Below are 23,953 nucleotides of genomic sequence, written 5' to 3' on the forward strand. Positions count from 1 at the left end.
CACCCGACAAGACCTTGCCGTCACACGCGGCGAGACGGGTCGCCACGCGTACTGTCGCGTGTTGGGAGGGTGCCGTGTCCTATAACAAAATCAATGTTGCATACACTCGCTATCTCACCCCTGAAGGTGGCCTGGTCGGCGAACTTCCGCGCTGGGCGGATGACTTCAACCTGCTGACCCAGCTCTATAAGCAAATGGTATTGACCCGCCTGTTCGACCAGAAAGTCGTCGCGCTGCAACGCACCGGGCGCATTGGCACCTACGCGCCGACTCTTGGTCAGGAAGCCATCGGGGTCGCCATTGGTAGCCTGATGCAACCTGACGATGTATTGGTCCCCTACTACCGCGACACAGCCGTGCAACTATTGCGCGGCGTGCGTATGGAAGAAATTCTCCTGTATTGGGGCGGAGATGAACGTGGCAGTCACTATGCCGAACCGGCCGTAGCCCAGGACTTTCCGGTGAACATCCCGATTGCAACCCAGGCCTTGCATGCCTGCGGTGTCGCCACGGCGTTCAAAATTCGTGGCGAGCATAGGGTGGTGGTGACCACCTGCGGCGACGGTGCAACCAGCAAGGGTGATTTCCTCGAAGCGCTCAACGTCGCGGGCACCTGGCAACTGCCTGTGGTGTTCGTGATCAATAACAATCAGTGGGCGATTTCTGTGCCCCGACGCATCCAGTGCGGCGCGCCGACGCTGGCGCAAAAAGCCATCGGCGCCGGTTTTCAGGGTGAGCAGGTCGATGGCAACGACATGCTGGCGGTCTACGACAGGGTGCAGAACGCTCTGGCGCGCGCCCGCAAAGGCAAAGGTCCGGTGCTGCTGGAGTGCCTGAGTTATCGCCTCGGCGACCACACCACTGCGGATGACGCGACTCGTTACCGCTCGGCTGAAGAGGTCAAGCACGCCTGGCTGGAAGAGCCGGTCAAACGCCTGCAATCGTTCATGGTGAGCCAGAATGTCTGGGATGAAGGCCGTGAGCGGGCACTGATCAGTGAATGCCAGGCGTTGGTGCAGAAGGCGGTGGATGCCTTCGACCACGCTGGCACTCAAGCGCCTGAGTCGGTAATTGATCACGTCTACGCCAAATGGCCGGAGGCCCTGGCTGAGCAGCGCGAATGGTTCCTTGAACGGGCGATGCGTCGTGCCGGGAGTGACGCTCATGGCGAATGAAAAAGTCACGCTGCTGGAAGCGGTCAATCTGGCGCTGCATCGGGCCATGGTCGAGGACGAAAATGTGGTGATCCTGGGTGAAGACGTTGGTGTTAACGGTGGGGTGTTCCGCGCCACTCAAGGTTTACGCGACAGCTTCGGTTTCAAGCGGGTCATCGATTCGCCGCTGGCTGAAACCATGCTGGGTGGCCTGGTGATCGGCATGGCGGCGCAGGGGTTGAAACCGGTGGTGGAAATCCAGTTCATGGGTTTCATCTATGCCGCCATGGAGCAACTGGTGTCCCACGCCAGCCGCCTGCGCAATCGCACGCGGGGTCGCTTGAGTTGCCCGATGGTAATGCGCACTCCAATGGGTGCCGGGATTCGCGCACCCGAGCATCACAGCGAAAGCACCGAAGCGTTGTTCGCGCATATTCCCGGCTTGCGCGTGATCATCCCTTCTTCGCCAGCACGGGCCTATGGTTTGCTGCTGGCGGCCATTGATGACCCTGATCCGGTGATCTTCCTCGAGCCGACGCGACTCTACCGGATGAACCCGCAAACGTTGGTGGACGACGGCAAACGACTGCCGCTGGACACCTGTTTCACCCTGCGTGAAGGCGGCGACATCACCCTGGTCAGCTGGGGTGCCAGTGTGCTCGAGACCCTGCAAGCAGCCAGCGCGCTGGCGGAGCGAGGTGTGTCGGCCGAAGTGATCGATGTCGCCTGCGTCAAGCCACTGGACCTCGACACGCTGGAAGCTTCGGTGCGTAAAACAGGACGTTGTGTGATCGTCCACGAAGCGCCGCGTTCGTGTGGCGTTGGGGCGGAAATCGCGGCCAGCCTCTATGAACGGGTATTCCTCGATTTGCAGGCGCCGATCCAGCGGGTCACCGCGCCAGACATCCCGCCGCCGCTGTATCGGCTGGAGCATCTGTACATCCCCGGCGTTGCGGACATCCTTCACGCGTGTGACAACGCCTTGAATTTCGCCTGAGGAGACCCGCCATGAAGTATTTCAAACTACCGGACCTGGGCGAAGGTTTACAGGAAGCCGAGATTGTCCGATGGCACGTCGCGGCCGGTGAAACGGTCAAGACCGATCAGTTGCTCGTGTCGGTGGAAACCGCCAAAGCTATTGTTGATATTCCTGCGCCGTACGATGGCATCGTGGCGAAAACCTATGGCGGTGAGGGTGACATCCTGCACGTGGGTGAGCCGCTGATGGCGTATGAAGGGGAGGGTGATGCCGGCACGGTGGTTGGGCGTCTTGAAGGCGGTGGCAACAGTCAGGACGATCAGTTTTTTATTGGTGCGGCGCCGTCGACTCGCGAACACATGGCCTCCCGCGCCACGCCTGTGGTGCGCCAGTTGGCCCGACAGCTTGGCGTTGATCTCAGTGCCGTGAGTGGCTCTGGCCGCGATGGCTTGATCACCCGCGCCGATGTCGAAGGTGCGGCACAGGTGGAACGCGATAAATTTGGCGGGGAAAAACTGCACGGTGTGCGTCGCAGCATGGCGCTGAACATGGCCCGCTCCCACGCTGAAGTGGTGCCGGTGACGATTTTTGCTGACGCTGATTTGCACCGCTGGGGGCACGCCCGCGACCCCTTGATTCGTTTGGGCCAAGCTTTGGTGGCTGCGTGCAAGGTAGAGCCTGTACTCAACAGTGGGTTCGAGGGTAAATCCTTATCGATCAAGCAGCATGAAACGCTCGACCTGGGAATCGCCATTGATACGCCTGACGGCTTGTTCGTGCCGGTGTTGCGCAATGTTGGCAACCGTACAGCCGAGGATTTGAAAAAGGGCATGGACCGACTGCGGGCTGACGTCAAAGCGCGCTCGATTCCGCCCAAAGAAATGATGGGCGCCACCCTGACCCTGTCCAATTTCGGCACCTTGTTCGGGCGTTACGCCAATCCGGTGGTCATCCCGCCACAAGTGGCTATCCTCGGTGCTGGCGGCATTCGTGACGAGCCGGTTGCGGTAAACGGCAATGTGGTGGTGCATCCAATATTGCCGCTGTCATTGACCTTCGACCATCGCGCCGTGACCGGCGGCGAAGCGGCGCGGTTCTTCAAAGCGTTGGTGATAGCGCTGGAAAAACCGGAGGGGTGATTGACCGCGGCGTGCCGAACACACCGCATCAACGTCATTCTTCCAACGGCGCACTGAGCAGTTCGGACAGTGCGTCCGGCTGGTTCTTGAAGGCCTTGGCGAAAATATCACGATTTTTCGCCATGTAAATCCCGGCTTCTTCCACTTGTGACTCCGTCAACGACGGCACTGCTCTTTGCAATACTTCGGCGAGCAACTCGGCCAGCTCAAGCATTTTGTCATGACGATCAGCTTCGGCTTTATCCATGAACAAACGCTCCAGATCTCGGCTGCTGCGGTATACCACTTCGACGGCCATTCACCACCTCACATGCCTTTACGATAATGTGTCTTTAGCGACTACTGTATTTTTATACAGCTAAAAGCATAAGCGAACCGATTCGATTTGGATAGTGGCTTTTTTACCTCCCTGCGCATCGGGGGAGCGTTGAGATGTGTCTTGTGACAAAGAACCACGCTCTCAACCATAGACTTTGGCCCCGATTCTGCTTGGAAAGCTGCTACAAAATGCAGCACAACGGAAAATAGTCACGTAGGTACTGCATCATCCGATCGAGTTGCCCACAGCGGGTGTCGGGATCTGTTTCAAGAGCAGGCCCACCGATGATTCATACGGACAGGGTTAGTCGTTTTTTAACATTGAAAGGTCAGGGGTAAGAATCATGGAAACCAAATGGGCGGAAAAGCTCCGCGAAAACCTGCATTCCCGAGCGGAGTCATTCGGCAATCTCTGCGTCGAAGGCTTCCATTTCATGGCGCTGTTCGCGATTGGCGGGATCACTGCCTGGGCTTCTGTGGTTGCTTTTTTGGGGATGGTCGAGAAGGGAAACGTCACGGTCGATGACATCTTGTTGCTGTTCATTTACCTGGAATTAGGGGCGATGACAGGGATTTATTTCAAGACCAATCACATGCCCGTGCGGTTTCTGATTTACGTCGCCATCACGGCACTCACCCGATTGTTGATTTCGGATGTGTCGCACCATGCGCCACCGGATCTGGGTGTGGTTTATCTCTCGGGCGCCATTCTCTTGCTCGCCTTTTCGATTCTGGTCGTGCGATATGCTTCGTCGCAGTTCCCGTCAGCAAAAATCCCTGATCCGCACAGCACTGTAAAAGGTGCCGTGATTGAAGAGAAAGGGGAGATTTGACCGGTAAGTTGGCCTGTACGGGGCTGGGTTCAGTCCGGGCACATGACCCAGGCCCGCTCGCGTCTACACGCTGATCCTCAAATGGGGTTGATTGCTCAGCCAGTCTTTGCGCGGCACGTGCAGTTGATTGAGGTTATCGCCGTCGGTCATTGCGGTGAGAATCTTCATGGCGCTGTGGCCTTGCTCGATGGCAATGCCGAATTGCACGCTTTCAATCAGGCGGCGCATACGTTTGGGTTCATTGCGCTGTGCGGCACTGATGAGGCGTTTGGCGACGACACCCGTTTCATTGGACAAGGTCAGCATGATGCTGCCCTCAAGGCTCTGAATGCTCAGGTTGACCCGGTATTGGGGCTGAAAGGCGTCAGTGATGAGTTGAAAAGGGTTGTCCATGGCCTGTTACCTAGTCAAGAAGTCTCCCTAAGTTGACCTGCGGTGGATGGATTAAGTTCGCGAAGCCAGATCAATCCGACGCCTTGACGAAGAAGGGCGGGCCTGTTTGCACAGGCCCGCCCTTCTTTAAGTGATTGCTCCAATAGCTAGGGTATTGAAATCAATCATGCTGCCGGATTAGCCGTGCAACACCTCATCCTTTTCGAGTTCTTTTTCCAAAAACTCTTCCTGAAGCAGGGCGTCCGGGTTTTCTGCTCCCTCTTCCAGATCACCTTCTGCTACTGGCGCACCGGCACGTTTGTCGCGCAATTTACCGAACAAATGCTCAAGGGCATGCTCGAGTTTTTCCGCCGCGCCTTCCACAGCCCGATCCAGCGTATCGGCTTTGTGGGTAACTGAAATCGGTTGGTGTCCTTTTGGACGAGCTTCCATCTGGCAGCGTTTGTCATGCGGGCCTGGCTTCTCGCCATTTTCGTCGCGGAGATGGACTTCGACGCGAGTCAGGTCTTCTTCGTAGCGTTCGAGCGTGCTCTCAACGGTGGTACGTACCCACTCCTCCAGTCGGATGCTGTTTTCGATGTGGTTATCGCAATTGACCTGGATTTGCATAGATTTTCCCTTACTTAGGCTTGCTCGTATGAGAACTGACGGTTTCGCTCGGGGAGTTCAAACCATTTGCCTCTCACCTCCAGTGTTGGCGCCGATGAGGAAACAATTCAAGCCCTTTGTGCACAGAAATATTTTGATGTGGGAAAAACCAGGGGTGGCAGGCCGGGACTCGAGCGTCAGCGACGGGCTTTGGCGCAAGGTCCGTACTGATTTTATGTAGGCGCTGCCGAAAGCGTTGATCCGTTACCGGGCAAACGCCAACCGATATTCCCCCGGCGTCGCGCCCATTGCCTGGCGAAATCGATTATTGAAGTGACTCGCGCTGGCAAAGCCGCACGCCATGGCAATATCGCCGAACGCTTGGTTGCCGGTACGCAGCAGGTGCCGGGCATGGGTCAGGCGGCGGGCGAGCAGGTATTGATGGGGCGGCAGACCGAAGCTTTCGCGGAACATGCGGGCGAAGTGGTATTCGGACAGCGCGCATTGCCCCGCCAGTAGCCCAAGGCTGATGGGGGCTGACAGGTGGTTCTCGATGTAGTCCACCAACTGCCGCCGCAGGTGCGGAGCCAGGCCGCCTTTGAGGCGCAGACCTTCGCGCTGGCCAACCTGGCTGAGCAGGGCATGGCTGAGCATGTCGTGGGCCAGGCTGCTGGTCAGCAGGCGCTCGCCGGGTTCGCTCCAGTTGAGCTGGATCAACCGGCGAAAACGCTGCACTTGTTCGGGGTCGTCGATGAAGGTGCTTTCGCGCAGTTGCAGCTCGCGGGGCTCACGGTCCAGCAGGGTGATGCAGCCCAGCGCGAATTGCTCGGGGCTGATGTACAGGTGTGCAAGACGGATCTCGCCATTGATCACCCACGCGGACTCATGTCCGGCGGGCAACACACATAACTTGCCCGGTCCGCCCTTGTCGTTGGGTCGCTCGCGGCGAAAGGTCCCGGTGCCACCCGCGATATAGCAGGACAGCGTGTGGTGGCTCGGCGCCTGGTACTCCTGCGCATCATGCCGGTTGTTCCAGAGGGCCGCGACCATGCCGTCACCCAGCCCCGCGCTTTGTTCCAGACGAGCGTTGGGCGAGCTGTTCAGGGCTTGAAAGACTTGGATGGTTTCCAGTGGTGGCATAACTGATTCTCTCCGATTCGCATCCTACTCCGTAGCGCCCGCGCTGCCAGCCTCCACTCGATTAAATGCGCAAGATTGTGCAAGTCGGCGCTAATGCAAAGCGCCAGACTGAGGCTTCAATCAGGAGCCCGACGATGAACCTCTCGCTTTATCTACTCACCGTTTTGATCTGGGGCACGACCTGGATCGCTCTGAAACTACAGCTCGGCGTCGTGGCAATTCCGGTGTCGATTGTCTATCGCTTCGGCTTCGCTGCCCTGGTGTTGTTCGTGATGCTGCTGTTGAGCGGGCGTCTGCAAAAGGTCAATCGGCGCGGGCAATTCATTTGTCTTGCGCAGGGCCTGTGCCTGTTCTGCGTCAACTTCATGTGCTTCTACACGGCCAGTCAGTGGATCCCAAGCGGCTTGATCGCCGTGGTGTTCTCCACCTCGACGCTGTGGAACGCACTGAATGCCCGGATTTTTTTCCGCCAGAAAGTCGCGCGCAATGTGCTCGCCGGGGGGGCGTTGGGACTGATCGGTCTGGCGTGTCTGTTCTGGCCTGAACTGTCCGGGCGTACGGCCAGTCACGAAACCTTGCTCGGTCTGGGCCTGGCCCTGCTCGGTACGCTGTGCTTCTCCGCCGGTAATCTGTTGTCCAGCCTGCAACAAAAAGCCGGCTTGCGCCCCCTGACCACCAATGCCTGGGGGATGTTCTACGGTGCGGCGATGCTCAGTGTGTATTGTCTACTCAGCGGTACGCCCTTCAGCTTCGAATGGAACACGCGCTACATCGGCTCGCTGGTGTATCTGGTGATTGCCGGCTCGGTCATCGGCTTTACCGCTTACTTGACCCTGGTCGGACGCATGGGACCGGAACGCGCGGCGTATTGCACCGTGCTATTCCCGGTGGTCGCGCTGAATATCTCGGCGTTCGTCGAAGGCTACCAATGGACACTGCCCGCGTTGATGGGGCTGGTGTTGGTGATGCTGGGGAATGTGCTGGTGTTTCGTAAGCCAAAGCAGCCTGCCGTTAACCCTGCCAAGAGCGGCAACGGCAAGCTGGTTTAAAGATTTAGCCCTTCCACACCTGCGGATTGACCAGATCCTGCGGTCGCTCACCCAGCAACGCACTGCGCAAATTGGCGTAGGCGCGATCGGCCATGGCCTGGCGCGTCTCGTGGGTGGCGGAACCGATGTGCGGCAGGGTGACTGCGTTGCTCAACTGGAACAGCGGTGATTCGGCCAGCGGTTCTTTTTCGTACACATCCAGACCCGCGCCACGAATAGTGCCCTGCTGCAGGGCTTCGATCAGCGCGGGTTCGTCGACCACCGGGCCGCGAGAGATATTGATCAGGATCGCACTGGGCTTCATCAGCGCCAGTTCGCGGGTGCTGATCAGGTGTTTGGTCTTTTCGCTCAATGGCACCACGAGGCAAACGAAGTCGGACTCGGCCAGCAGTTGATCGAGGCTGCGGTACTGCGCGCCCATTTCCTGTTCCAGCGAGGTCTTGCGACTATTGCCGCTGTACAGGATTGGCATGTTGAAACCGAAATGACCACGACGGGCAATGGCAGCGCCGATGTTGCCCATGCCGACGATACCCAGGGTCTTGCCATGCACGTCGGTGCCGAAATGCGAGGCTTCGACCGTGCGTTTCCATTGGCCAGCCTTGGTCCAGGCGTCCAGTTCGGTAACGCGTCGGGCGCTGCTCATGAGCAGGGCGAAGGCTAGGTCAGCGGTGCTTTCGGTCAACACATCCGGGGTGTTGGTGAGCATGATGCCGCGCTCGTTGAAATAGCCCAGCTCGTAATTGTCGTAGCCCACCGAAATGCTCGACACCACTTCCAGCCTGGTGGCACTTTGCAGTTGTTCGCGGCCCAGCGTGCGGCCCGCGCCGATCAGGCCGTGGGCGTGCGGCAGCGCGTCGTTGAACTGCGCGTTCATATCGCCAAGCTTGGGGTTGGGTACGATCACGTTGAAATCTTGCTGCAGGCGCTCGGCCATTTCAGGGGACACGCGGCTGAAGGCAAGTACGGTCTTTTTCATCAGGCAGATACTCTCGGACGTTCGAATGGTCAGTGCGTAGCACGCTAACATTCTTGCCCGTCCCTGGGCATCTGGTTCTTTCGAGGGGATTCTTCTGCCGAGCGGAACAGGTCAGACGATGTTCATCAAGTCGTGGGTTTTCAAGTCGGCTTCATGTGCGGCCAGAATCTCTGGCAGTGAGCCGCGCAGGTATTCGACCCACGTCCTGATCTTCGCATCCAGGTACTGACGCGACGGGTAGATGGCGTACAGGTTCAGTTCCTGCGAGCGGTAGTTGGGCAGGACCCGTACCAGCGTGCCGTTGCGCAAACCTTCGATGGCGGAGTAAATCGGCAGAATCCCCACCCCCATGCCACTGCAGATCGCGGTTTTCATGGCGTCGGCCGAATTGACCAGGAAGGGCGAGGTGACGATGGTGACCATCTCCTGACCTTCAGGACCATCAAACAACCACTTCTCCAGCGGAATCACCGGGCTGACCAGGCGCAAGCAGGCGTGGTTGAGCAGGTCTTGGGGCTTTTGCGCAGCACCGAAGGCTTTGACGTAGGCCGGCGAGGCACAAACGATGCTGTAGGTGATCCCCAGGCGTTGGGAAACGAAACCCGAATCCGGCAGCTCGCTGGCCAGGACGATGGAGACGTCGTAACCCTCGTTGAGCAGGTCAGGCGCGCGGTTGGCCATGGTCAGGTCGAAGGTCACGTCCGGGTGATGCTTGCGATAACGGGCGATGGCATCGATAACGTAATGCTGGCCGACGCCGGTCATCGAATGGACTTTCAGCTGTCCGGCCGGGCGAGCGTGAGCGTCACTGGCTTCAGCTTCGGCTTCTTCGACATACCCGAGGATTTGTTCACAGCGCAGCAGGTAGCGTTTGCCTGCTTCGGTGAGGGCAATCCGTCGAGTGGTGCGATTGAGCAGTCGGGTTTGCAGGTGCGCTTCAAGATTTGAGACTGCACGCGATACGTTGGCGGTGGTGGTATCGAGCTGTACTGCTGCTGCAGTAAAGCTTCCCGCTTGCGCCACGCAACTGAAAGCGCGCATGTTTTGCAGGGTATCCATTGGCAGTTCTCTGGTGAGATTGGCAAAGTGTGACATGAAGTAACAGTTGCGTGTGAGTCAGACCAATGGATTATCGCGCGTTTGGTAACAAAGAATCACACTTCCCTCGGCTTATCGCCGCCCGGACTGCCGCCTAGAATCGTTGTCTTCACGCTATTTCACCTAAGTCGGGAATTCGCAGCTGTGCCGCGTCGCATGATCAGAGGGCTTAAGCTCCTCAGTGTTTTGTCTTTATCCCTGGCAATAGGCGGCTGCATCGGGACTTGGGGGATTGCCCCTCAAGACCACTCCTTGCCGGCCAACACCCTGGCCACGGACGAAGCTATCCAAAATGCTGCCAAAGATGCTCATTGGCCCGCTGCCCAGTGGTGGCGAGCCTACAGTGATGAGCAACTTGACCGCTGGATCGAGCTTGCCGCCCAAGGCAGCCCGAGCCTTGCGATGGCCGCCGCCCGCGTACGTCAGGCCAAGGCCATGGCCGGTATCGCCGAGTCCGCCGAGTCGGTGCATGTCAATGGCGACTCTACCCTCAAACGTCATAACTGGCCTACCGACCAGTTCTACGGTCCAGGCGCGTTGGCCAATACCAGCACGTGGGACAACAATGCCTCGCTGGGCCTGAGTTACTCCCTCGACCTGTGGGGCCGGGAAAGTAATACCACCGAACAGGCGCTTGATCTGGCGCACATGACTGCCGCCGAATCACGCCTGGCGCAACTCGAACTGCAGAACAACATCGTCCGTGCCTATATTCAGCTGTCGTTGAATTACGCGCAGCGCGACATTGTTGAAGCGACGCTGGCCCAACAGCAGCAGATCCTCGATCTGGCGCAACGACGCCTGAGCGGTGGGATCGGCACTCATTTCGAAGTCAGCCAGGCCGAAACACCGCTGCCGGAAACCCATCGGCAAATCGATGCGCTGGACGAGGCTATCGACCTGAGTCGCAATCAGCTCGCGGCGTTGGCAGGTAAGGGCCCAGGGGAGGGCGCGAAGTTACAGCGGCCAACCCTGTCATTGCAGGCCGCATTGAAACTGCCATCGGCATTGCCCGCTGAACTGCTCGGGCAGCGCCCGGACGTGGTCGCCAGCCGCTGGAGAGTCGCGGCCCAGGCGCGCGGCATCGATGTCGCGCATGCCGGCTTTTACCCTAACGTCGATCTGGTCGGCAGCCTCGGCTTCATGGCTACTGGCGGCGGCATGCTGTCGTTCCTCTCCGGCAATAAATTCAACTACAGCGTCGGCCCGGCGATTACGTTGCCGATCTTCGACGGCGGGCGTTTGCGTGCAGAGTTGGGTGAAGCGTCGGCCGGGTATGATGTGGCCGTTGCGCAGTACAACCAGACACTGATCAATGCGCTCAAAGATATCTCCGACCAATTGATCCGCCGCGCCTCGATGGACAAGCAACAAGTGTTCACCGCTGAGTCGGTGGCGTCGGCGCAGAAGACGTATGACATCGCGTTGGTTGCCTATAAGCGCGGTCTGACCGATTATCTGAATGTGCTTAACGCCCAGACCTTATTGTTTCACCAGCAGGAAATTCAGCAGCAGGTTCAGGCTGCCCGCCTGACCGCTCACGCCGCGTTGGTGGTTGCGCTGGGTGGTGGCTTGTCGGCAGGTGCCGATTCGCCCGACGAGAAGAAAACCGCGCCCAGCAAACCTCCGGCGGCCCTTGAAGCGCTGGATCACATGATGAGTCGACCATGACCCCTCTGTATGCTCCCGTGCGTTGGCTGGGCTCGTTGGAATGGCGTCGCGGTTTTTTTGAGTGGGCGCGCAGCGATGGCGTGACCTGGGTCTATATCTTCAAGGTGCTGTTCGCCGCGTTCTTGACCTTGTGGCTGGCCATGCGTCTGGAGTTGCCGCAGCCCCGTACCGCGATGATCACTGTGTTCATTGTGATGCAGCGGCAGAACGGGCAAGTCCTGGCCAAAAGTTTTTACCGCTTCCTGGGGACGTTGACCGGTTCGGCGGTGATGGTCGCCCTGATCGCCTTGTTCGCTCAGGACACTGAGTTGTTTCTAGTCAGCCTGGCGATCTGGGTGGGCATTTGTTCGGCCGGCGCCGCGCGTAACCGAAACTTCCGGGCCTATGGGTTTGTTCTGGCCGGTTATACCGCTGCCATGGTCGGCCTGCCTGCCCTGGCACACCCGGATGGCGCGTTCATGGCGGCCATGTGGCGGGTGTTGGAAATTTCCCTGGGCATCCTGTGCTCGACCCTGGTCAGTGTCGCGATCTTGCCGCAAACCGCCAGTGCTGCGATGCGTAACGCGCTGTACCTGCGTTTTGGCGTGTTTGCCGGGTTCGTGGCTCATGGTTTGCGGGTGGGTAATGAATCGGGCGCATTCGAGGCCGGTAACGTGCGTTTTATCGCCGAAGCGATTGGTCTGGAAGGGTTGCGCAGTGTCACCGTGTTCGAAGACCCGCATATGCGCCGACGCAACGGCCGGCTCAATCGCCTGAACAGTGAGTTCATGGCCATCACCACGCGCTTCAATGCCTTGCACCAACTGCTTGAGCGCTTGCGCAGTCGAGAAGCGGTTCAGGTGATCAGCGCCATTGAACCGGGGTTGATGGCACTCGCCGATTTGCTTGAAGCTTTCTCCGGGCGGCCTTTGACCGATGCCGACGCGGCGCGATTGGCCGAGCGATTGGCGGCGTTTAAAGAGGGGCTGCCGGAGCGGGTGCGAAGTCTGCGTGCGGCGCTGGTCGAGACTCAACCTGCCGACGCGGACCTGCTGGATTTCCACACCGCCTATGAGCTGCTGTATCGGTTTGTCGATGACATGCACGGATACGCCCAGACTCATGCCTCGCTGGCCGATCACAACCATGTCCGTGAACAGTGGGATGAACCGTTTACCTCACAGACGAACTGGATGGCCGCTCTCGCCGCCGGTGTTCGAGCCTCGTTCGTCCTTTTGGTGCTGGGCAGCTATTGGGTTGCCACCGCATGGCCGAGTGGTTCCATCATGACCTTGGTCGCCGCCGCCACCATCGGCCTTTCAGCCTCGTCGGCGAACCCCAAGCGCATGGCCTTTCAGATGGCTTGCGGCACGTTTCTGGGAGCCATATTAGGCTTTATCGAAATGTTTTTCGTGTACCCGTTCATCGATGGCTTCCCCTTGTTGTGCCTGGTGCTTGCCCCGGTGTTGGTGCTCGGCTCGTTCCTCTCCTCGCGGCCGCAATTGGCGGGCTATGGCTTGGGATTGTTGATTTTTTTCAGCACCGGCTCGGTGCCTGACAACCTGACGATCTACAACCCTTACGGGTTCATCAATGACTACATCGGGATGGTGCTCGGCATGCTGGTCTGCGCAGCGGCGGGTGCAATTATTTTGCCGCCCAACAGCCGTTGGATGTGGAGCCGGCTTGAACAGGACTTGCGTCAGCAGGTGTTGTACGCCATCAGCGCGCCGTTGCGCGGTTTAGGGTCGAGCTTCGAAAGTCGTACCCGTGACCTGCTGCATCAAGCTTACGGCCTGGCGGCGGGGCAACCGGAGGTTCAACGCAATCTGTTGCGCTGGATGTTCGTGGTGCTTGAGGTCGGTCACGCCATCATCGAATTACGTCGTGAACAGTCAATCATGCCGGTGCACCCGTGCTATGCCGAGTCACAGTCCTGGCGTCTGGCGATCCGGGTGATGGGACGCTCGCTCATCCGCTTGTTTCTGCAGCCCAACCACAGCAACCTGGAACGTGCCCTGATCGCCGTCGATCATGCGATCAGTCGAGTGCAGGCCACTGATGAGCCCTTTGCCCGGCACTTCGACACGTCGGTATTGCGGCGCGTCCAGAGTTACTTGCACTTTATCCGCACTTCGCTGCTTGATCCGCAATCTCCCCTGGCCGCGTATGCCCCGTTACGCAAGCCGCAAGGACTGATCCATGCCTCGTGAAATCGCCTTCCACGGCGTCTATATGCCGACCATGACCTTGATGTTCCTGATCGCGGCAGTCATTGCCTGGACCTTGGGTCGGCTCTTGTCCGAACTCGATCTGTATCGGTTTTTCTGGCATCCGGCGCTGCTGCGTCTGTGCGTGTTTACCTGCATCTTTGGCGCTCTGGCGCTCACCGTTTACCGTTGATGCACTTTTTTTGAGAAACCCTGGATGAAAAAGCTCTTCAGTCTGATTGCTACCTTGCTGGTTCTGGCTCTGGCCCTGTGGATCGGTCGTACCCTGTGGATTAATTACATGGACACACCCTGGACCCGCGATGGTCGGGTGCGCGCCGATGTGATCAACGTCGCTGCCGATGTCTCCGGTGTGGTGGTGGATGTGCCGGTGCGCGACAACCAACTGGTGAAGAAGGGCGATGTGCTGATGCTGATCGATCCAGAGCATTACGAGATTGCCGTCAAACAGGCGCAGGCGTTGGTGGCTTCACGCAAGGCCACGTGGGAAATGCGCAAGCTGAATGCCAAGCGTCGCGCGGACATGGACAGCCTGGTGATTTCCAGCGAAAGCCGTGACGATGCGAGCAATATCGCCAGCTCGACGCTGGCCGACTATGAGCTTGCTCAGGCGCAACTGGACGCCGCCGAGCTCAACCTCAAACGCACCAAGGTGCTGTCTGCGGTAGATGGCTACGTCACCAACCTCAACGTGCACCGTGGCGACTATGCGCGGATCGGCGAAGCAAAAATGGCCGTGGTCGACAAGAACTCGTTCTGGGTGTACGGCTACTTTGAAGAGAACAAACTGCCGCATGTTCGCGTCGGTGATCCGGCCGACATGCAGTTGATGAGCGGCGAAGTGCTGAAGGGCCACGTCGAAAGCATCGCCCGTGGCATCTATGACCGGGACAACCCGCAAAGCCGCGAACTGACCGCCGACGTCAACCCGACCTTCAACTGGGTGCGCCTGGCCCAGCGTGTACCCGTGCGCATCCACCTGGACCAGGTGCCAGAGGGTGTGGTGTTGGCGGCAGGGATTACCTGCACCGTGATCGTGAATCCAGAGGACCATTGATCATCAGCGGTGATGGATGCAGTACCTACAATGTGCCACGCAATCCAAAGCGCTTTTTCAACGCGTAGTCCAACACGCCTTTAGGCAGCAGCCACGCCATCAGCGGCATGGCCCTGCTGCCATTACCCAACCGCAGCAAGCGCGGAGGGTTGTCTTGCGACACGGCCTTGAGCAGGTCGCGGGCGAAGTCGGCTGCGGGGGTCGGGTTACCTTGTGACGCGTTGGCCCGGGCGCGAATAGCGTCACGCAGCGGCCACCAGGGTGAGGACTCACCGATCAACTGTTCGGCTTCGCGGCTGGCGTTGCTGGCAAAGCTGGAGGCGATGGCGCCAGGCTGCACTTCCATCAGTTTGATGCCGAACGGTGCCAGCTCCAGACGCAGGGCATCGCTGAGCGCATGCACGGCGGCTTTAGATGCGCAATAAGCGCCTGCAAACGGCGTGACCAGCACCCCCGAAACACTGCCGATATTCACTACCAGCCCTTTGCTGCGGCGCAATAACGGAAACAGCGCACGCGTGACGCCGACCACCGCGAACACATTGGTGTCGAACTGTCGGCGCATAGCCTCCACGCCACCATCGAGCAACGGCCCCATGGCGCCGTAACCGGCATTATTGATCAGCACATCAAGGCCGCCTTGTTGCTCAAGCTGTCCCGCCAATCGCTCAAGCGCCGCGCTGTCGTTGACGTCCAGTTCCACCGCGATGAACCCGGCAGCCTGCAATGCAGCGACATCTTCGGTTTTGCGGGCGGTGGCCCAGACTTGATAGCCAGCGGCTTTGAAGGCTTCCGCCAGTGCGCGGCCAATGCCGCTGGAACAACCGGTGATAAGGGCGATGGGCATGTATTTTCCTTAAAGGACCTAGTCCGAGAAACTGCCTTGTAAGTGCTCGGCACGAAACTCCACGGTTTGCGCGCGGTAACCCGGACGCAGCGGCGGCAGGGGTAAGCAGTCTTGCCAATCGCCACCGGCCTGCAATTCGCCAGGGCCGCGATAGCGAGGTGCCGCGTAGACGTTATCGGCCAGGTTGACCGTGTCCCCCGGCATATAAGCCGCAACACGCCACTGCAGGGAGAGCAGCGGCACGTCATTGCCATTGTGTAACTGGATCTGTAACGGACGGTCAGGCGGGCATTGTTGCGGCAAATAAGTCAATCGCAACTCCAGATGCTCCAACCGTCGCGTTTCGCGGCTGTCCTGCCATACCACCCATGCCGCCACGCTCCCCAAACCCAACACCGCCGCCAATGACACCGGCAACGCCTTGGCGGGGTAACGCAAGAGCAGAATCAGCCACGTTAGAATGAGCGCAATGCCGATCAGCATGGGGGGATACCTTGGTCACACAGATGTGGGCATCGTAGCGTTAGCTTCAGGCTTTGTATTGCGGCACTGACGCCTTTGCGAATGAATTCGCTCCTGCGCAGCCACAAATGTCACTGACTGAAGGCGATGTGACTGACATGAAAAAGCCCCCGTAACCCCTCTGCGGATGGGAAATACGCAGAGGGGTTACGAAGGCCAGAGTGTTACGGTTTAAACCGTATCAGCGTGCGATGGTTTTGGTCTTTATGCCCATTTCCACCACGTTATTGGAACGCCCGTAGACGTCTTCGAAACGTTCAATGTCGTCTTCGCCCAAGTAGCTGCCGGACTGGACTTCAATGATTTCCAACGGGATCTTGCCTGGGTTTCTCAAGCGATGGACCGAGGCAATCGGGATGTAGGTGGATTGGTTTTCGGTCAGCAGGAACACGTTTTCATCGCAGGTCACTTCGGCAGTGCCGGAGACGACGATCCAGTGTTCGGCGCGGTGGTGGTGCATTTGCAGGGACAGGCAAGCGCCCGGTTTAACCGAGATGTGCTTGACTTGGAACCGGCCACCCATGTCCACCGAGTCGTAGGAACCCCAAGGTCGGTAAACCTCACAGTGGTTCTGGGTTTCGCTACGGCCCTGTTCGTTGAGGGTGTTGACCATCTGCTTGACGCCCTGAACTTTGTCTTTGTGGGCAATCATCATCGCGTCTTTGGTTTCGACCACGACGATATTGTCCAGGCCAATGACCGAGACCAGTTTGCCGTTGCCATGGATCATGCAGTTGCGGCTGTCTTGGATCACCACATCGCCTTTGGCCACGTTGCCGTGGGCGTCTTTTTCCTGCACGTCCCACAGCGATGACCAGCAGCCGACATCATTCCAGCCAGCGGTGAGCGGAACCACGCAGGCGCGCTGGGTTTTTTCCATCACGGCGTAGTCGATGGAGTTGTCCGGGCAGCAGGCGAAGGTGGCGGCATCAATGTCGATGTTGTCGCCGTCGTGAATGCTGCGTTCGAGGGCCAGCATGCAGGTGTCGTAGATGTCCGTGTCGTGCTTTTTCAGCTCTTCGAGGTAACGGCTGGCACGAAACAGGAACATGCCGCTGTTCCAGAAATAACCGCCAGCGTTGACGAACTCGGTGGCGCGCTTTTCGTCAGGTTTTTCGACGAAGTGCGAGACGCGGCTCACACCCTCGGGCAGTAGCACATCGTGGGTCGACTTGATGTAGCCATAACCGGTTTCAGGTTTGGTCGCCGGTACGCCGAACAGCACCATTTCGCCGCGTTCGGCCGCGACGGTGGCCAGGGCGAGGGCGCGTTGCAGGGCTTTTTGATCGTCGATGACGTGGTCGGCCGGGAGCACCAACATCAGTTCATCACGGCCATCGCTGAGCAGCATCATCGCGGTGATTGCGACGGCCGGTGCGGTGTTGCGGCCGAAGGGCTCCAGCAAGATGGCCTGGGTCTCTAGCTTCAAGGTGTCCAGTTGCTCTGTAACGATGAAGCGGTGGTCCTTGTTGCAGACCACGATAGGGTCCTGCATGCCGTCGAACTTCAGGCGTTCGAGGGTTTGCTGGAACAGGGTGTGCTCACCGGTCAAGGCCAGGAACTGTTTAGGGAACTGTTTGCGCGAAAGCGGCCAGAGTCGTGAGCCGCTACCACCTGACAAGATTACTGGAATCATTTTACTTCTCCAAAAGTCTTCAAAAAGGCTGTACGTCGTTTTCTGTCGTTTCAGTCTTGTTTTTGTTCCGTGACAACCGGTCCTCTCCTGACTACGGAGCCCAGGACCGGCTGTCTCAATGGGTTAGCGCGTGGCGACCGGGGGTTTGACCCAGACCGGCGACACGTTGCTGCCGCTGCCGGTGACATACAGAACGGCGGCTTCACCACGTTCCAGGGCAATCGGTTTCAGATCGCTGATTTTCTTATCGCCGTCGAACAGCGCCAGGCTGACTTTCACCGGGTTGATTTCACGGTCGCCACGGCCTTTGGCGGCGACGGCCGGGATGACATCGGTCTTGCCATCGGCGGTTTTCAGGGTCAGCGCTTTGTCGGTGAGGTTCTGCACGCGCACCAGGGATTTCTGTTTGTTCTTGAACGGCGGCTCTTCCACCAGTTGTGGGGTGCCGCTGGTGTTGCTGACCAGGGTGTAATAGTGATCACTGGCCAGTTTCACCGGTACGGTCTGGCTGCCAACCTTGGCGCTGTAGTCGCCCTGGGGCATGAAGCTGAAGGCGCTGCTGGCCAACGGTGCGATTTCGTTGAGGTTGGTGTTGCCGACGCTGGCGCTGATTTCCGCGTTGCTGGCGTTGTAGACCCGGACGAAGGTCGAGCCTTTAGGGGCCGTCGGGCCATAGAGCGCAGAGTCGCCACCGGCAAAGGCTTGCAGGGAGAACAAGCCGAGGCCTGCAACCAGTGCGCAGGTTTTCAACAGGCTTTTTTTGGCAAAACGATTTGGAGTGGTCTGTAAGGTCATGAGATGTTCCTCTCAGTTTTGCGCCCGGTTGGGCGACTCGGATTTGTTGGCGTTAAGCGCCAGATTTTGTTGCGGGTCGCGAGCCTGTTTAAGTTCGGCGATCCACTGCGGATCGAACTCGCCAAGGTCGTTGTGGGCAGGCAGATAACGTTCTGGGAACTCCCAAATCAGCACTTGCGGCGGGCTGTTCTTGAAAGCATCGGTTTGCAGGTATTTGAGCATCGGCAGAATCGGGCCATGGCCGTCTTCGGCGTAATTGACCACGTCGCTGTGCAGTGCCTGTTTCAAGGCGCCCAGGAAGTTCCAGTTCGGGTTGGCGCTGTAGCTGGTGCCGACCAGTCCTACCGCGACTTCGTTGTCCGCGAACAGGGCATCGCCGCCGTTAGCCTCGGCCTGAGCCGGATTAGTGCTGCGTTGTTGCAGCTGATCGGGTTTAGGCAACAGGTTGCTGAACAGCGGGTCCAGTGGCAGGAAGCTGGTCAGGTCACCCTTGTACGGCGCGGTCTCTTTGGCTTCGGTGACGAACTTTTCAGGCTGGCCGCTCAACGGTGTTTCATTGCTGATGACCGTGCCCAGCTGTTGAGCGACGACTTCGGCACCCATCGGCGTCCAGTGCGTGTCGGTCCTCAGGAACACGGCACCGTTCTGTTTTGCGCTCTGCAGCGGCGTCAGCAGGTCAGGGGCAATAATGCCGGCCTTCGCCATCTGGGCATGGAACTGCTGATACAAATCGGCATGCAGCGCAGCCGGGGTGTTGTCGCCGATGTGCTCCGGGTACAGCCGGGTTTTTGCCGGCACGATGGCCAGCACCAACTGTGTGCCCTGTTTTTTCAGGGTGTCGCGTACACCTTGAATCAGCGCGAGGTTGTCGGCTTCGTTCTGCTCGCCGTTGGCCACAGGGTTGAACTCTTCATCGCTGTACAGCCACTGATCGCGGCCCAGCACGACACCGGGACGGCCTTCGTTGAACAGCTTGAAGTCCAGTGCGGCCCAAAGGTTGGTGCCCAGGCGTTTGATCGGGAACTCATCGTCGTAATGAGTCTCCGCCGCTTTGGTCCAGCGCCCGTTGAGCACGGTGGTCTCGGCGGAAGTCGAGAAGCTGCCGAAACTGCGCAGCGACCAGACACCCAACGCGAGCAGGATGGCGAGGAACAGGACGATGTAGAGGAAGCGTAATGATCGGGTCATGTCAGGCCCCTCAAAACTGGAAGTAAAGGAACGGCGAGAAACTTTGCGCCGAGAGCTTGAGGATCGATGCTACGAACAACAGCAACACCAAGGTGCGCATCGCATAACGCGGCCAGTCGGCGACCCAGAACGCAGGCTGTACCTGAGCATCGGTGCCGACGGTGTAACCCGGCAGGTGAATGCTGTTCGGCTGGTCGCCAGGGACTGCTTTGATCATGCCCGGTTGAGCGGTTGCGGGACCGTTGGCCTCGGTGCTCTCTTCGCCGGCAGCAGGTTTCACACCCTTGATCGCGTCGGCTTTAGGTCGGTTGGCGTAGAAGTCACGCAGACCGAAGAACGCCAGTGTCATGTACGCCACGATCAGTGTTGCTACTTGCAGGCCGGTGAGGCTGGCGCTGTTGAGTTCCGACAGTTGCCATTCGCTGAAGCTGAACATCGCGCCATACATCCGTGCAGCAACGTGCAGGTTTTCCGAGCGGAAAATAACCCAGCCCATGATCACCAGCAGGAAGGTCAGCGCCCAACGAATCGGATTGAAGCTGCGCTGATTGGTGTTCAGGCCCAAGGCTTTTTCGATCGCCAACCACATGCCGTGCCAGGCGCCCCAGACGATGTAGGTGATGTTTGCACCGTGCCACAGACCACCAAGCAACATGGTCAGGAACAGGTTGCGGTAGGTGGTCAAGGTACCGCCACGGTTACCGCCCAAGGTGATGTACAGATAGTCACGCAGCCAGGTGGACAGGCTGATGTGCCAGCGCCGCCAGAACTCGGTGATCGACTGGCTGATGTACGGCTGCTTGAAGTTCTCCATGAAGCGGAAGCCCATCATCAGGCCCAGGCCAATGGCCATGTCGCTGTAGCCGGAGAAGTCGAAATACAGCTGCGCGGTGTACGCCAGCGCACCGAGCCAGGCATCCCCGGTGGTCGGGTGCTGCAAGGCGAAGCAATGGTCGGCGACTACAGCCAGGGTGTCGGCGATGAACACCTTCTTGATGAAGCCCTGCATGAAGCGCGTGGCGCCTTCGGAGAACTTGTCCAGGGTGTGCGTGCGGTTATTGAACTGGTCGGCCAGGTCGCGGAAGCGCAACACGGGGCCGGCAATCAGGTGCGGAAAGATCGCGACGAACGCAGCAAAGTCGATCAGGTTACGGGTGGCCGGTGTGTCGCCACGGTAAACGTCGATGATGTAGCTGATCGATTCGAAGACGTAGAAGGAGATCCCGATCGGCAACAAGACGTGGGTCAGAATGAACGGTTCGAGACCTACCGAGGTCATCATCGCGTTGATGCTGTCCACGCCAAAGTTGGCGTATTTGAAGTAACCAAGGATGCCCAGATCCACCGCCACGCCGAGCAACAGCCAGCGCTGTGCCGGTTTGGTGCGCACGCCTGCCGCGCCGACTTTCAGGCCGATCCAGTAGTTCCACAGGGTCACGCCGATGAACAACGCCAGGAAGTCCACTCGCCACCAGGCATAGAACGCGTAGCTGGCAATCAGCAACAGCAAGTTGCGGTAGCGTTGTCCGCTCAAGTAGTACAAGCCGAGGAAGATCGGCAAGAACAAGAACAGGAACACATTGGATGAGAAAACCATCCTTATCCCTCCGTTGGTTCAACAGTCAAAGGCCGAAGCCCCCCCAAACCCCCCACAAAAAACAGGGGGTGTATTGCATGAAATTTACTGCCACTGCCGTCTGAAGGTCGTACCGACCTTATCGCAGACACGTCAGCTCCTACGGGGTTCGTGGTGCCTCAGGAACCAGAACCTTTATTGCCTTTTTCATGCGCCGGATCGAAAACCTTGGTCAGGTCGCCGCCAAGACGGAAGGTCTTGAACGGTTCCATCTTGTGTTTTTGATCCAGTACTTCGGCCTTGCAGGTGTAGAGCGAGCAGAAGGGTTCGAGCCAGGCGAACTTGCTGTCGATCTCGAGATCGGTCATGTCCTGTTTTTCGCCGTTGCGCTGGGTGAAACTGTCGGCATCCTTGATCCCGCTCAGCACCCGTTCACCCAGACGCTGCAATGCACCGTTGTTTTCCGGACGTACATCGACGCCATTGGCCTGGGCAAAACTGGCAATCATCGCCATCGGTGGCAGGGCGTAGTTGTGATACGCCAGGGCGCGTTGTTTGCGCTTGAGCTCGTTGGGCAGGAAGCCGTCCTTGTCGATCTGATTGGCGCCGACGCGGAACTCCTTCACCGACCAGTCGAACAAGTCACGTCGATTGGTCACCACCGACGTTGCCATCACCGACCAGGCAGCCCAGTAGGTGTGGTTGTTGTTCTTGTCCATCGGCAGGTTGTCCCAATCGCTGACCACCTGATCGGCCAGTTTGCTGAACCAGGCTTCGATGATTTGCGCTTGTTCCTGATGCGCGGCCAACGGGTGCGAGTTGGAGAACTTCAGGCGCAGGTAAGCCGAGGACATACTGCCCAGTGCCCATTTGCGCATTGACTTGCCGGTGTGGTTAAAGTCCTTGGACTCGAGCGCATCGGCCTTGGCCCAGGTGGTGAGCAGGTTCAAGGCGCAGTCGAGCTGTTCCGGACGACCGTCACGCATGTACTGCATGACGATTTTGCTGGTGTCGCGCTCCAGCTTGGTGATGTCGGCCGTGGCGTCCCTGAAGGCTTTTTCCGAGACCTCGTTGAGGGTCGAGCGGGCCTTGTCCGAGCCTTCGTATTTGCTGCGAAACACCAGTTTGTCGGTGTACGGTTTGGGAATCGCATCGCAGCTGAATTTATTGTCACCGGTTTTGACCTTCTCAATACCGGCGAAGTAGCCCTGTGGTGGAACCAGCGCCTGGGCAGCAGACGCGGCATCGGTCGCGGCCATCAGCGCCACGGCGAGCAGGGTGGGGAGCATCATTTTTCGAGTGTGCATAAAGGCCTCATAACCCGGCTTGCGCGGTGTTTTGCGCAGCTCGTGGGAACACGTTGCGTTTGCATATTTTCGCTTCAACTTGCTGAGGTGCAGCGCCCGCTTCCGGGCCCTGTACTTCCACGGCGAGCAATTGCTGGTCAGCCCAGTCCTTGTCGTCGCGCAGTTCAAAGGCGAAACGCCCGTCTGTATCGGATGTTGTCGGTTTTTCGATTTTCAGGTCTTCATGCCGGCCATTCATGTACCAGAGCGTGGCGTGCAAGGTTTTCACCGACGTGTCGGCGAAGCGGATGTCGACCTGATTACTGCCGTTGCGCACATCTTTGATGCCGTTTTTGCCATTGACCAGAAGCTCATTGGCCCCGGTTTTCAGTGTGGCGCTCTGGCTCATGATTGCAGTCTTGCCTTCGCAGCCGTTGTCGAGCAGAGACATCATCTGCCGGTAGATGGTCTCTTGGTCCAGGCGATACAGCGGCGAGAATTCCCAGATCAGGATTTTCGGCGGTTTCTTCTGGAAGTCGTCGCTGCCCAGGTATTGCAGCATTGAGCCTTCCAGGCCACCACCGGGGAAGGCGACGTTGAGAACGTCTGCGCCGATGTACTCTTCAAGGAAGCCGGAAAAGTTATAGTTCTTGCCGCTGTGACTGGTACCGACCAGGGTGATTTCCGGGTTGCCGGAATCGCCGAACAGGTCGCCGTCAGCGGCTTCGCCCTTGGGCTCGGTCACGAACTGATCCATGTACTGGATCGCGTAGGTATTGCCGCACAACTGCGCGGCCATGTTATGCAGGGTACCGGTCTTGCCCATGCGACCAGACTTGTGGCTTTCGAATTCACGTTTGGGAATGTCAGCGAACCCCGGTACTTGCTTGACCTTTTCGGCGACGATTTTCGCCGTGCGTTGAGCACCGTAAGGCGTCCAGTGTTGGTCGCCACGGAAGTAGAAATCGTGCCCTTGCTCGTCCTTGGTCGAGGGCTCATTGGTCAGTGGCGACAGGTCGGGCACCCAGTAACCCATCTGGCTGAAACGGCCGAGCATGGCCTGGTAGTTTTTCAGCGCCGTTTCGTAGTCGTACTTGGCGCGCTCAGTCGGGAGCAGCTTGTTTCGATCGACCAGGCCACGGGTGGGTTGGTACACCACGACCAGCTCGACACCTTTGCTTTTGAAGGCATCGTGCAGTTCTTTCATGCGCCGATAACCTTCGGGCGAGGTGTCGAATTGGGTCCGCAGGTCTTCCTGGGTACGGAACAGCCAGTCACCCTGGGCCTGTACCAGCGTGGTGAAGTTCTGCTGATAGCGCGTGGTGTAGTTCTTGGCGTCGAGCGCCTGCGGGCAAATGTTGCAGCAAGGCTCGGCGGTGAACGTCGGCGCGTGAGCGTCATCGGCGCGCACGCCGCTCGAGGCTGCGAAGATTGCTGCCGTGAGGCCCGAGAGGCTGAGTAGCTTGATCAATTGAGCGTGCATAAATAGGTTCCC

Annotated in this window: 23 protein-coding genes; 9 read left to right on the plus strand and 14 right to left on the minus strand. The window is 58.7% G+C overall.

The features are described from left to right. Nucleotides 1-74: 74 nt before the first annotated feature. The 3 genes from pdhA to RHM55_RS20085 are packed head-to-tail and all read left to right on the plus strand — an operon-like array spanning nucleotide 75 to nucleotide 3,272. The gene (gene pdhA, locus RHM55_RS20075) at nucleotides 75-1,175 is read left to right on the plus strand and encodes a pyruvate dehydrogenase (acetyl-transferring) E1 component subunit alpha (RefSeq protein WP_322177992.1); all 1,101 of its coding nucleotides are present in this window, start codon (nucleotides 75-77) and stop codon (nucleotides 1,173-1,175) included. Next, nucleotides 1,165-2,151 carry an alpha-ketoacid dehydrogenase subunit beta gene (locus RHM55_RS20080; RefSeq protein WP_322177993.1) on the plus strand — a complete coding sequence of 329 codons (987 nt, stop codon included), beginning with the start codon at nucleotides 1,165-1,167 and terminating at the stop codon, nucleotides 2,149-2,151. Before pdhA ends, RHM55_RS20080 begins: the two co-directional genes overlap by 11 nt. An 11-nt stretch (nucleotides 2,152-2,162) precedes the next feature. Then, a complete protein-coding gene (locus RHM55_RS20085) occupies nucleotides 2,163-3,272 on the plus strand; it encodes a dihydrolipoamide acetyltransferase family protein (RefSeq protein WP_322177994.1) in 1,110 nt (369 codons plus the stop codon). Between the two features lie 34 nt (nucleotides 3,273-3,306). Here RHM55_RS20085 and RHM55_RS20090 read toward each other — a convergent pair whose 3' ends face one another. Then, nucleotides 3,307-3,570 carry a YebG family protein gene (locus RHM55_RS20090; protein ID WP_322177995.1) on the minus strand — a complete coding sequence of 88 codons (264 nt, stop codon included), beginning with the start codon at nucleotides 3,568-3,570 and terminating at the stop codon, nucleotides 3,307-3,309. Between the two features lie 364 nt (nucleotides 3,571-3,934). Here RHM55_RS20090 and RHM55_RS20095 point away from each other — a divergent pair, with 364 nt between their 5' ends. Beyond that, nucleotides 3,935-4,423 carry a phosphate-starvation-inducible protein PsiE gene (locus RHM55_RS20095; protein WP_322177996.1) on the plus strand — a complete coding sequence of 163 codons (489 nt, stop codon included), beginning with the start codon at nucleotides 3,935-3,937 and terminating at the stop codon, nucleotides 4,421-4,423. A gap of 63 nt (nucleotides 4,424-4,486) precedes the next feature. Here the strand turns inward: RHM55_RS20095 and RHM55_RS20100 are convergent, their stop codons facing one another. The 3 genes from RHM55_RS20100 to RHM55_RS20110 all read right to left on the minus strand — a co-directional run bounded on the left by RHM55_RS20100 (nucleotide 4,487) and on the right by RHM55_RS20110 (nucleotide 6,544). Beyond that, entirely contained in the window at nucleotides 4,487-4,816 is a 330-nt protein-coding gene (locus RHM55_RS20100; RefSeq protein ID WP_219060889.1) for a DUF3509 domain-containing protein, read from the minus strand. 177 nt (nucleotides 4,817-4,993) lie between these two features. Beyond that, a complete protein-coding gene (locus RHM55_RS20105; RefSeq protein ID WP_322177997.1) occupies nucleotides 4,994-5,425 on the minus strand; it encodes an HPF/RaiA family ribosome-associated protein in 432 nt (143 codons plus the stop codon). Between the two features lie 243 nt (nucleotides 5,426-5,668). Beyond that, nucleotides 5,669-6,544 carry an AraC family transcriptional regulator gene (locus tag RHM55_RS20110; RefSeq protein WP_322177998.1) on the minus strand — a complete coding sequence of 292 codons (876 nt, stop codon included), beginning with the start codon at nucleotides 6,542-6,544 and terminating at the stop codon, nucleotides 5,669-5,671. A gap of 134 nt (nucleotides 6,545-6,678) precedes the next feature. Between RHM55_RS20110 and RHM55_RS20115 the strand changes: the two genes are divergently transcribed. Next, nucleotides 6,679-7,593 carry a DMT family transporter gene (locus tag RHM55_RS20115; RefSeq protein WP_322177999.1) on the plus strand — a complete coding sequence of 305 codons (915 nt, stop codon included), beginning with the start codon at nucleotides 6,679-6,681 and terminating at the stop codon, nucleotides 7,591-7,593. Between the two features lie 4 nt (nucleotides 7,594-7,597). Here the strand turns inward: RHM55_RS20115 and RHM55_RS20120 are convergent, their stop codons facing one another. Continuing rightward, nucleotides 7,598-8,572 carry a D-glycerate dehydrogenase gene (locus RHM55_RS20120; protein ID WP_322178000.1) on the minus strand — a complete coding sequence of 325 codons (975 nt, stop codon included), beginning with the start codon at nucleotides 8,570-8,572 and terminating at the stop codon, nucleotides 7,598-7,600. 111 nt (nucleotides 8,573-8,683) lie between these two features. Then, a complete protein-coding gene (locus RHM55_RS20125) occupies nucleotides 8,684-9,631 on the minus strand; it encodes a LysR family transcriptional regulator (RefSeq protein WP_219060895.1) in 948 nt (315 codons plus the stop codon). A 183-nt stretch (nucleotides 9,632-9,814) separates the two neighbouring features. Between RHM55_RS20125 and RHM55_RS20130 the strand changes: the two genes are divergently transcribed. From RHM55_RS20130 to RHM55_RS20145, 4 genes are read left to right on the plus strand one after another with little or no spacing between them, the layout of a single operon-like run. Then, nucleotides 9,815-11,341, plus strand: coding sequence for an efflux transporter outer membrane subunit (locus RHM55_RS20130; RefSeq protein WP_322178001.1), 1,527 nt, complete (start codon nucleotides 9,815-9,817; stop codon nucleotides 11,339-11,341). After that, entirely contained in the window at nucleotides 11,338-13,533 is a 2,196-nt protein-coding gene (locus tag RHM55_RS20135; RefSeq protein ID WP_322178002.1) for an FUSC family protein, read from the plus strand. Before RHM55_RS20130 ends, RHM55_RS20135 begins: the two co-directional genes overlap by 4 nt. Beyond that, nucleotides 13,523-13,723 carry a DUF1656 domain-containing protein gene (locus tag RHM55_RS20140; protein ID WP_219060898.1) on the plus strand — a complete coding sequence of 67 codons (201 nt, stop codon included), beginning with the start codon at nucleotides 13,523-13,525 and terminating at the stop codon, nucleotides 13,721-13,723. Before RHM55_RS20135 ends, RHM55_RS20140 begins: the two co-directional genes overlap by 11 nt. A gap of 24 nt (nucleotides 13,724-13,747) precedes the next feature. Further along, nucleotides 13,748-14,608, plus strand: coding sequence for an HlyD family secretion protein (locus tag RHM55_RS20145; RefSeq protein WP_322178003.1), 861 nt, complete (start codon nucleotides 13,748-13,750; stop codon nucleotides 14,606-14,608). A gap of 25 nt (nucleotides 14,609-14,633) precedes the next feature. Here RHM55_RS20145 and RHM55_RS20150 read toward each other — a convergent pair whose 3' ends face one another. From RHM55_RS20150 to RHM55_RS20185, 8 genes are all read right to left on the minus strand, one after another. Next, nucleotides 14,634-15,455, minus strand: coding sequence for an SDR family oxidoreductase (locus tag RHM55_RS20150; protein WP_322178004.1), 822 nt, complete (start codon nucleotides 15,453-15,455; stop codon nucleotides 14,634-14,636). A gap of 18 nt (nucleotides 15,456-15,473) precedes the next feature. Next, nucleotides 15,474-15,938 carry a multidrug transporter gene (locus tag RHM55_RS20155; protein ID WP_322178005.1) on the minus strand — a complete coding sequence of 155 codons (465 nt, stop codon included), beginning with the start codon at nucleotides 15,936-15,938 and terminating at the stop codon, nucleotides 15,474-15,476. A gap of 220 nt (nucleotides 15,939-16,158) precedes the next feature. After that, nucleotides 16,159-17,613, minus strand: a complete 1,455-nt coding sequence (locus RHM55_RS20160; protein ID WP_322178006.1) for a mannose-1-phosphate guanylyltransferase/mannose-6-phosphate isomerase — start codon at nucleotides 17,611-17,613, stop codon at nucleotides 16,159-16,161. Nucleotides 17,614-17,736: 123 nt separating this feature from the next. Next, nucleotides 17,737-18,408 (minus strand): alginate O-acetyltransferase AlgF, encoded by a 672-nt coding sequence (locus RHM55_RS20165; RefSeq protein ID WP_322178007.1) that lies wholly within the window; start codon nucleotides 18,406-18,408, stop codon nucleotides 17,737-17,739. Between the two features lie 12 nt (nucleotides 18,409-18,420). Next, entirely contained in the window at nucleotides 18,421-19,596 is a 1,176-nt protein-coding gene (locus RHM55_RS20170; protein ID WP_322178008.1) for an alginate O-acetyltransferase, read from the minus strand. Between the two features lie 10 nt (nucleotides 19,597-19,606). Further along, nucleotides 19,607-21,193 (minus strand): MBOAT family protein, encoded by a 1,587-nt coding sequence (locus RHM55_RS20175; protein WP_322178009.1) that lies wholly within the window; start codon nucleotides 21,191-21,193, stop codon nucleotides 19,607-19,609. Nucleotides 21,194-21,351: 158 nt separating this feature from the next. Next, on the minus strand, nucleotides 21,352-22,479 hold the full coding sequence (locus tag RHM55_RS20180; protein ID WP_322178010.1) for a mannuronate-specific alginate lyase: 1,128 nt from the start codon (nucleotides 22,477-22,479) through the stop codon (nucleotides 21,352-21,354). Between the two features lie 7 nt (nucleotides 22,480-22,486). Further along, nucleotides 22,487-23,941: an alginate O-acetyltransferase gene (locus RHM55_RS20185; RefSeq protein WP_322178011.1), complete on the minus strand. Its 1,455-nt coding sequence runs from the start codon at nucleotides 23,939-23,941 to the stop codon at nucleotides 22,487-22,489. Between the last annotated feature and the right edge of the window lie 12 nt (nucleotides 23,942-23,953).

Source organism: Pseudomonas sp. MH9.2 (assembly GCF_034353875.1).
Taxonomy (GTDB): Bacteria; Pseudomonadota; Gammaproteobacteria; order Pseudomonadales; family Pseudomonadaceae; genus Aquipseudomonas.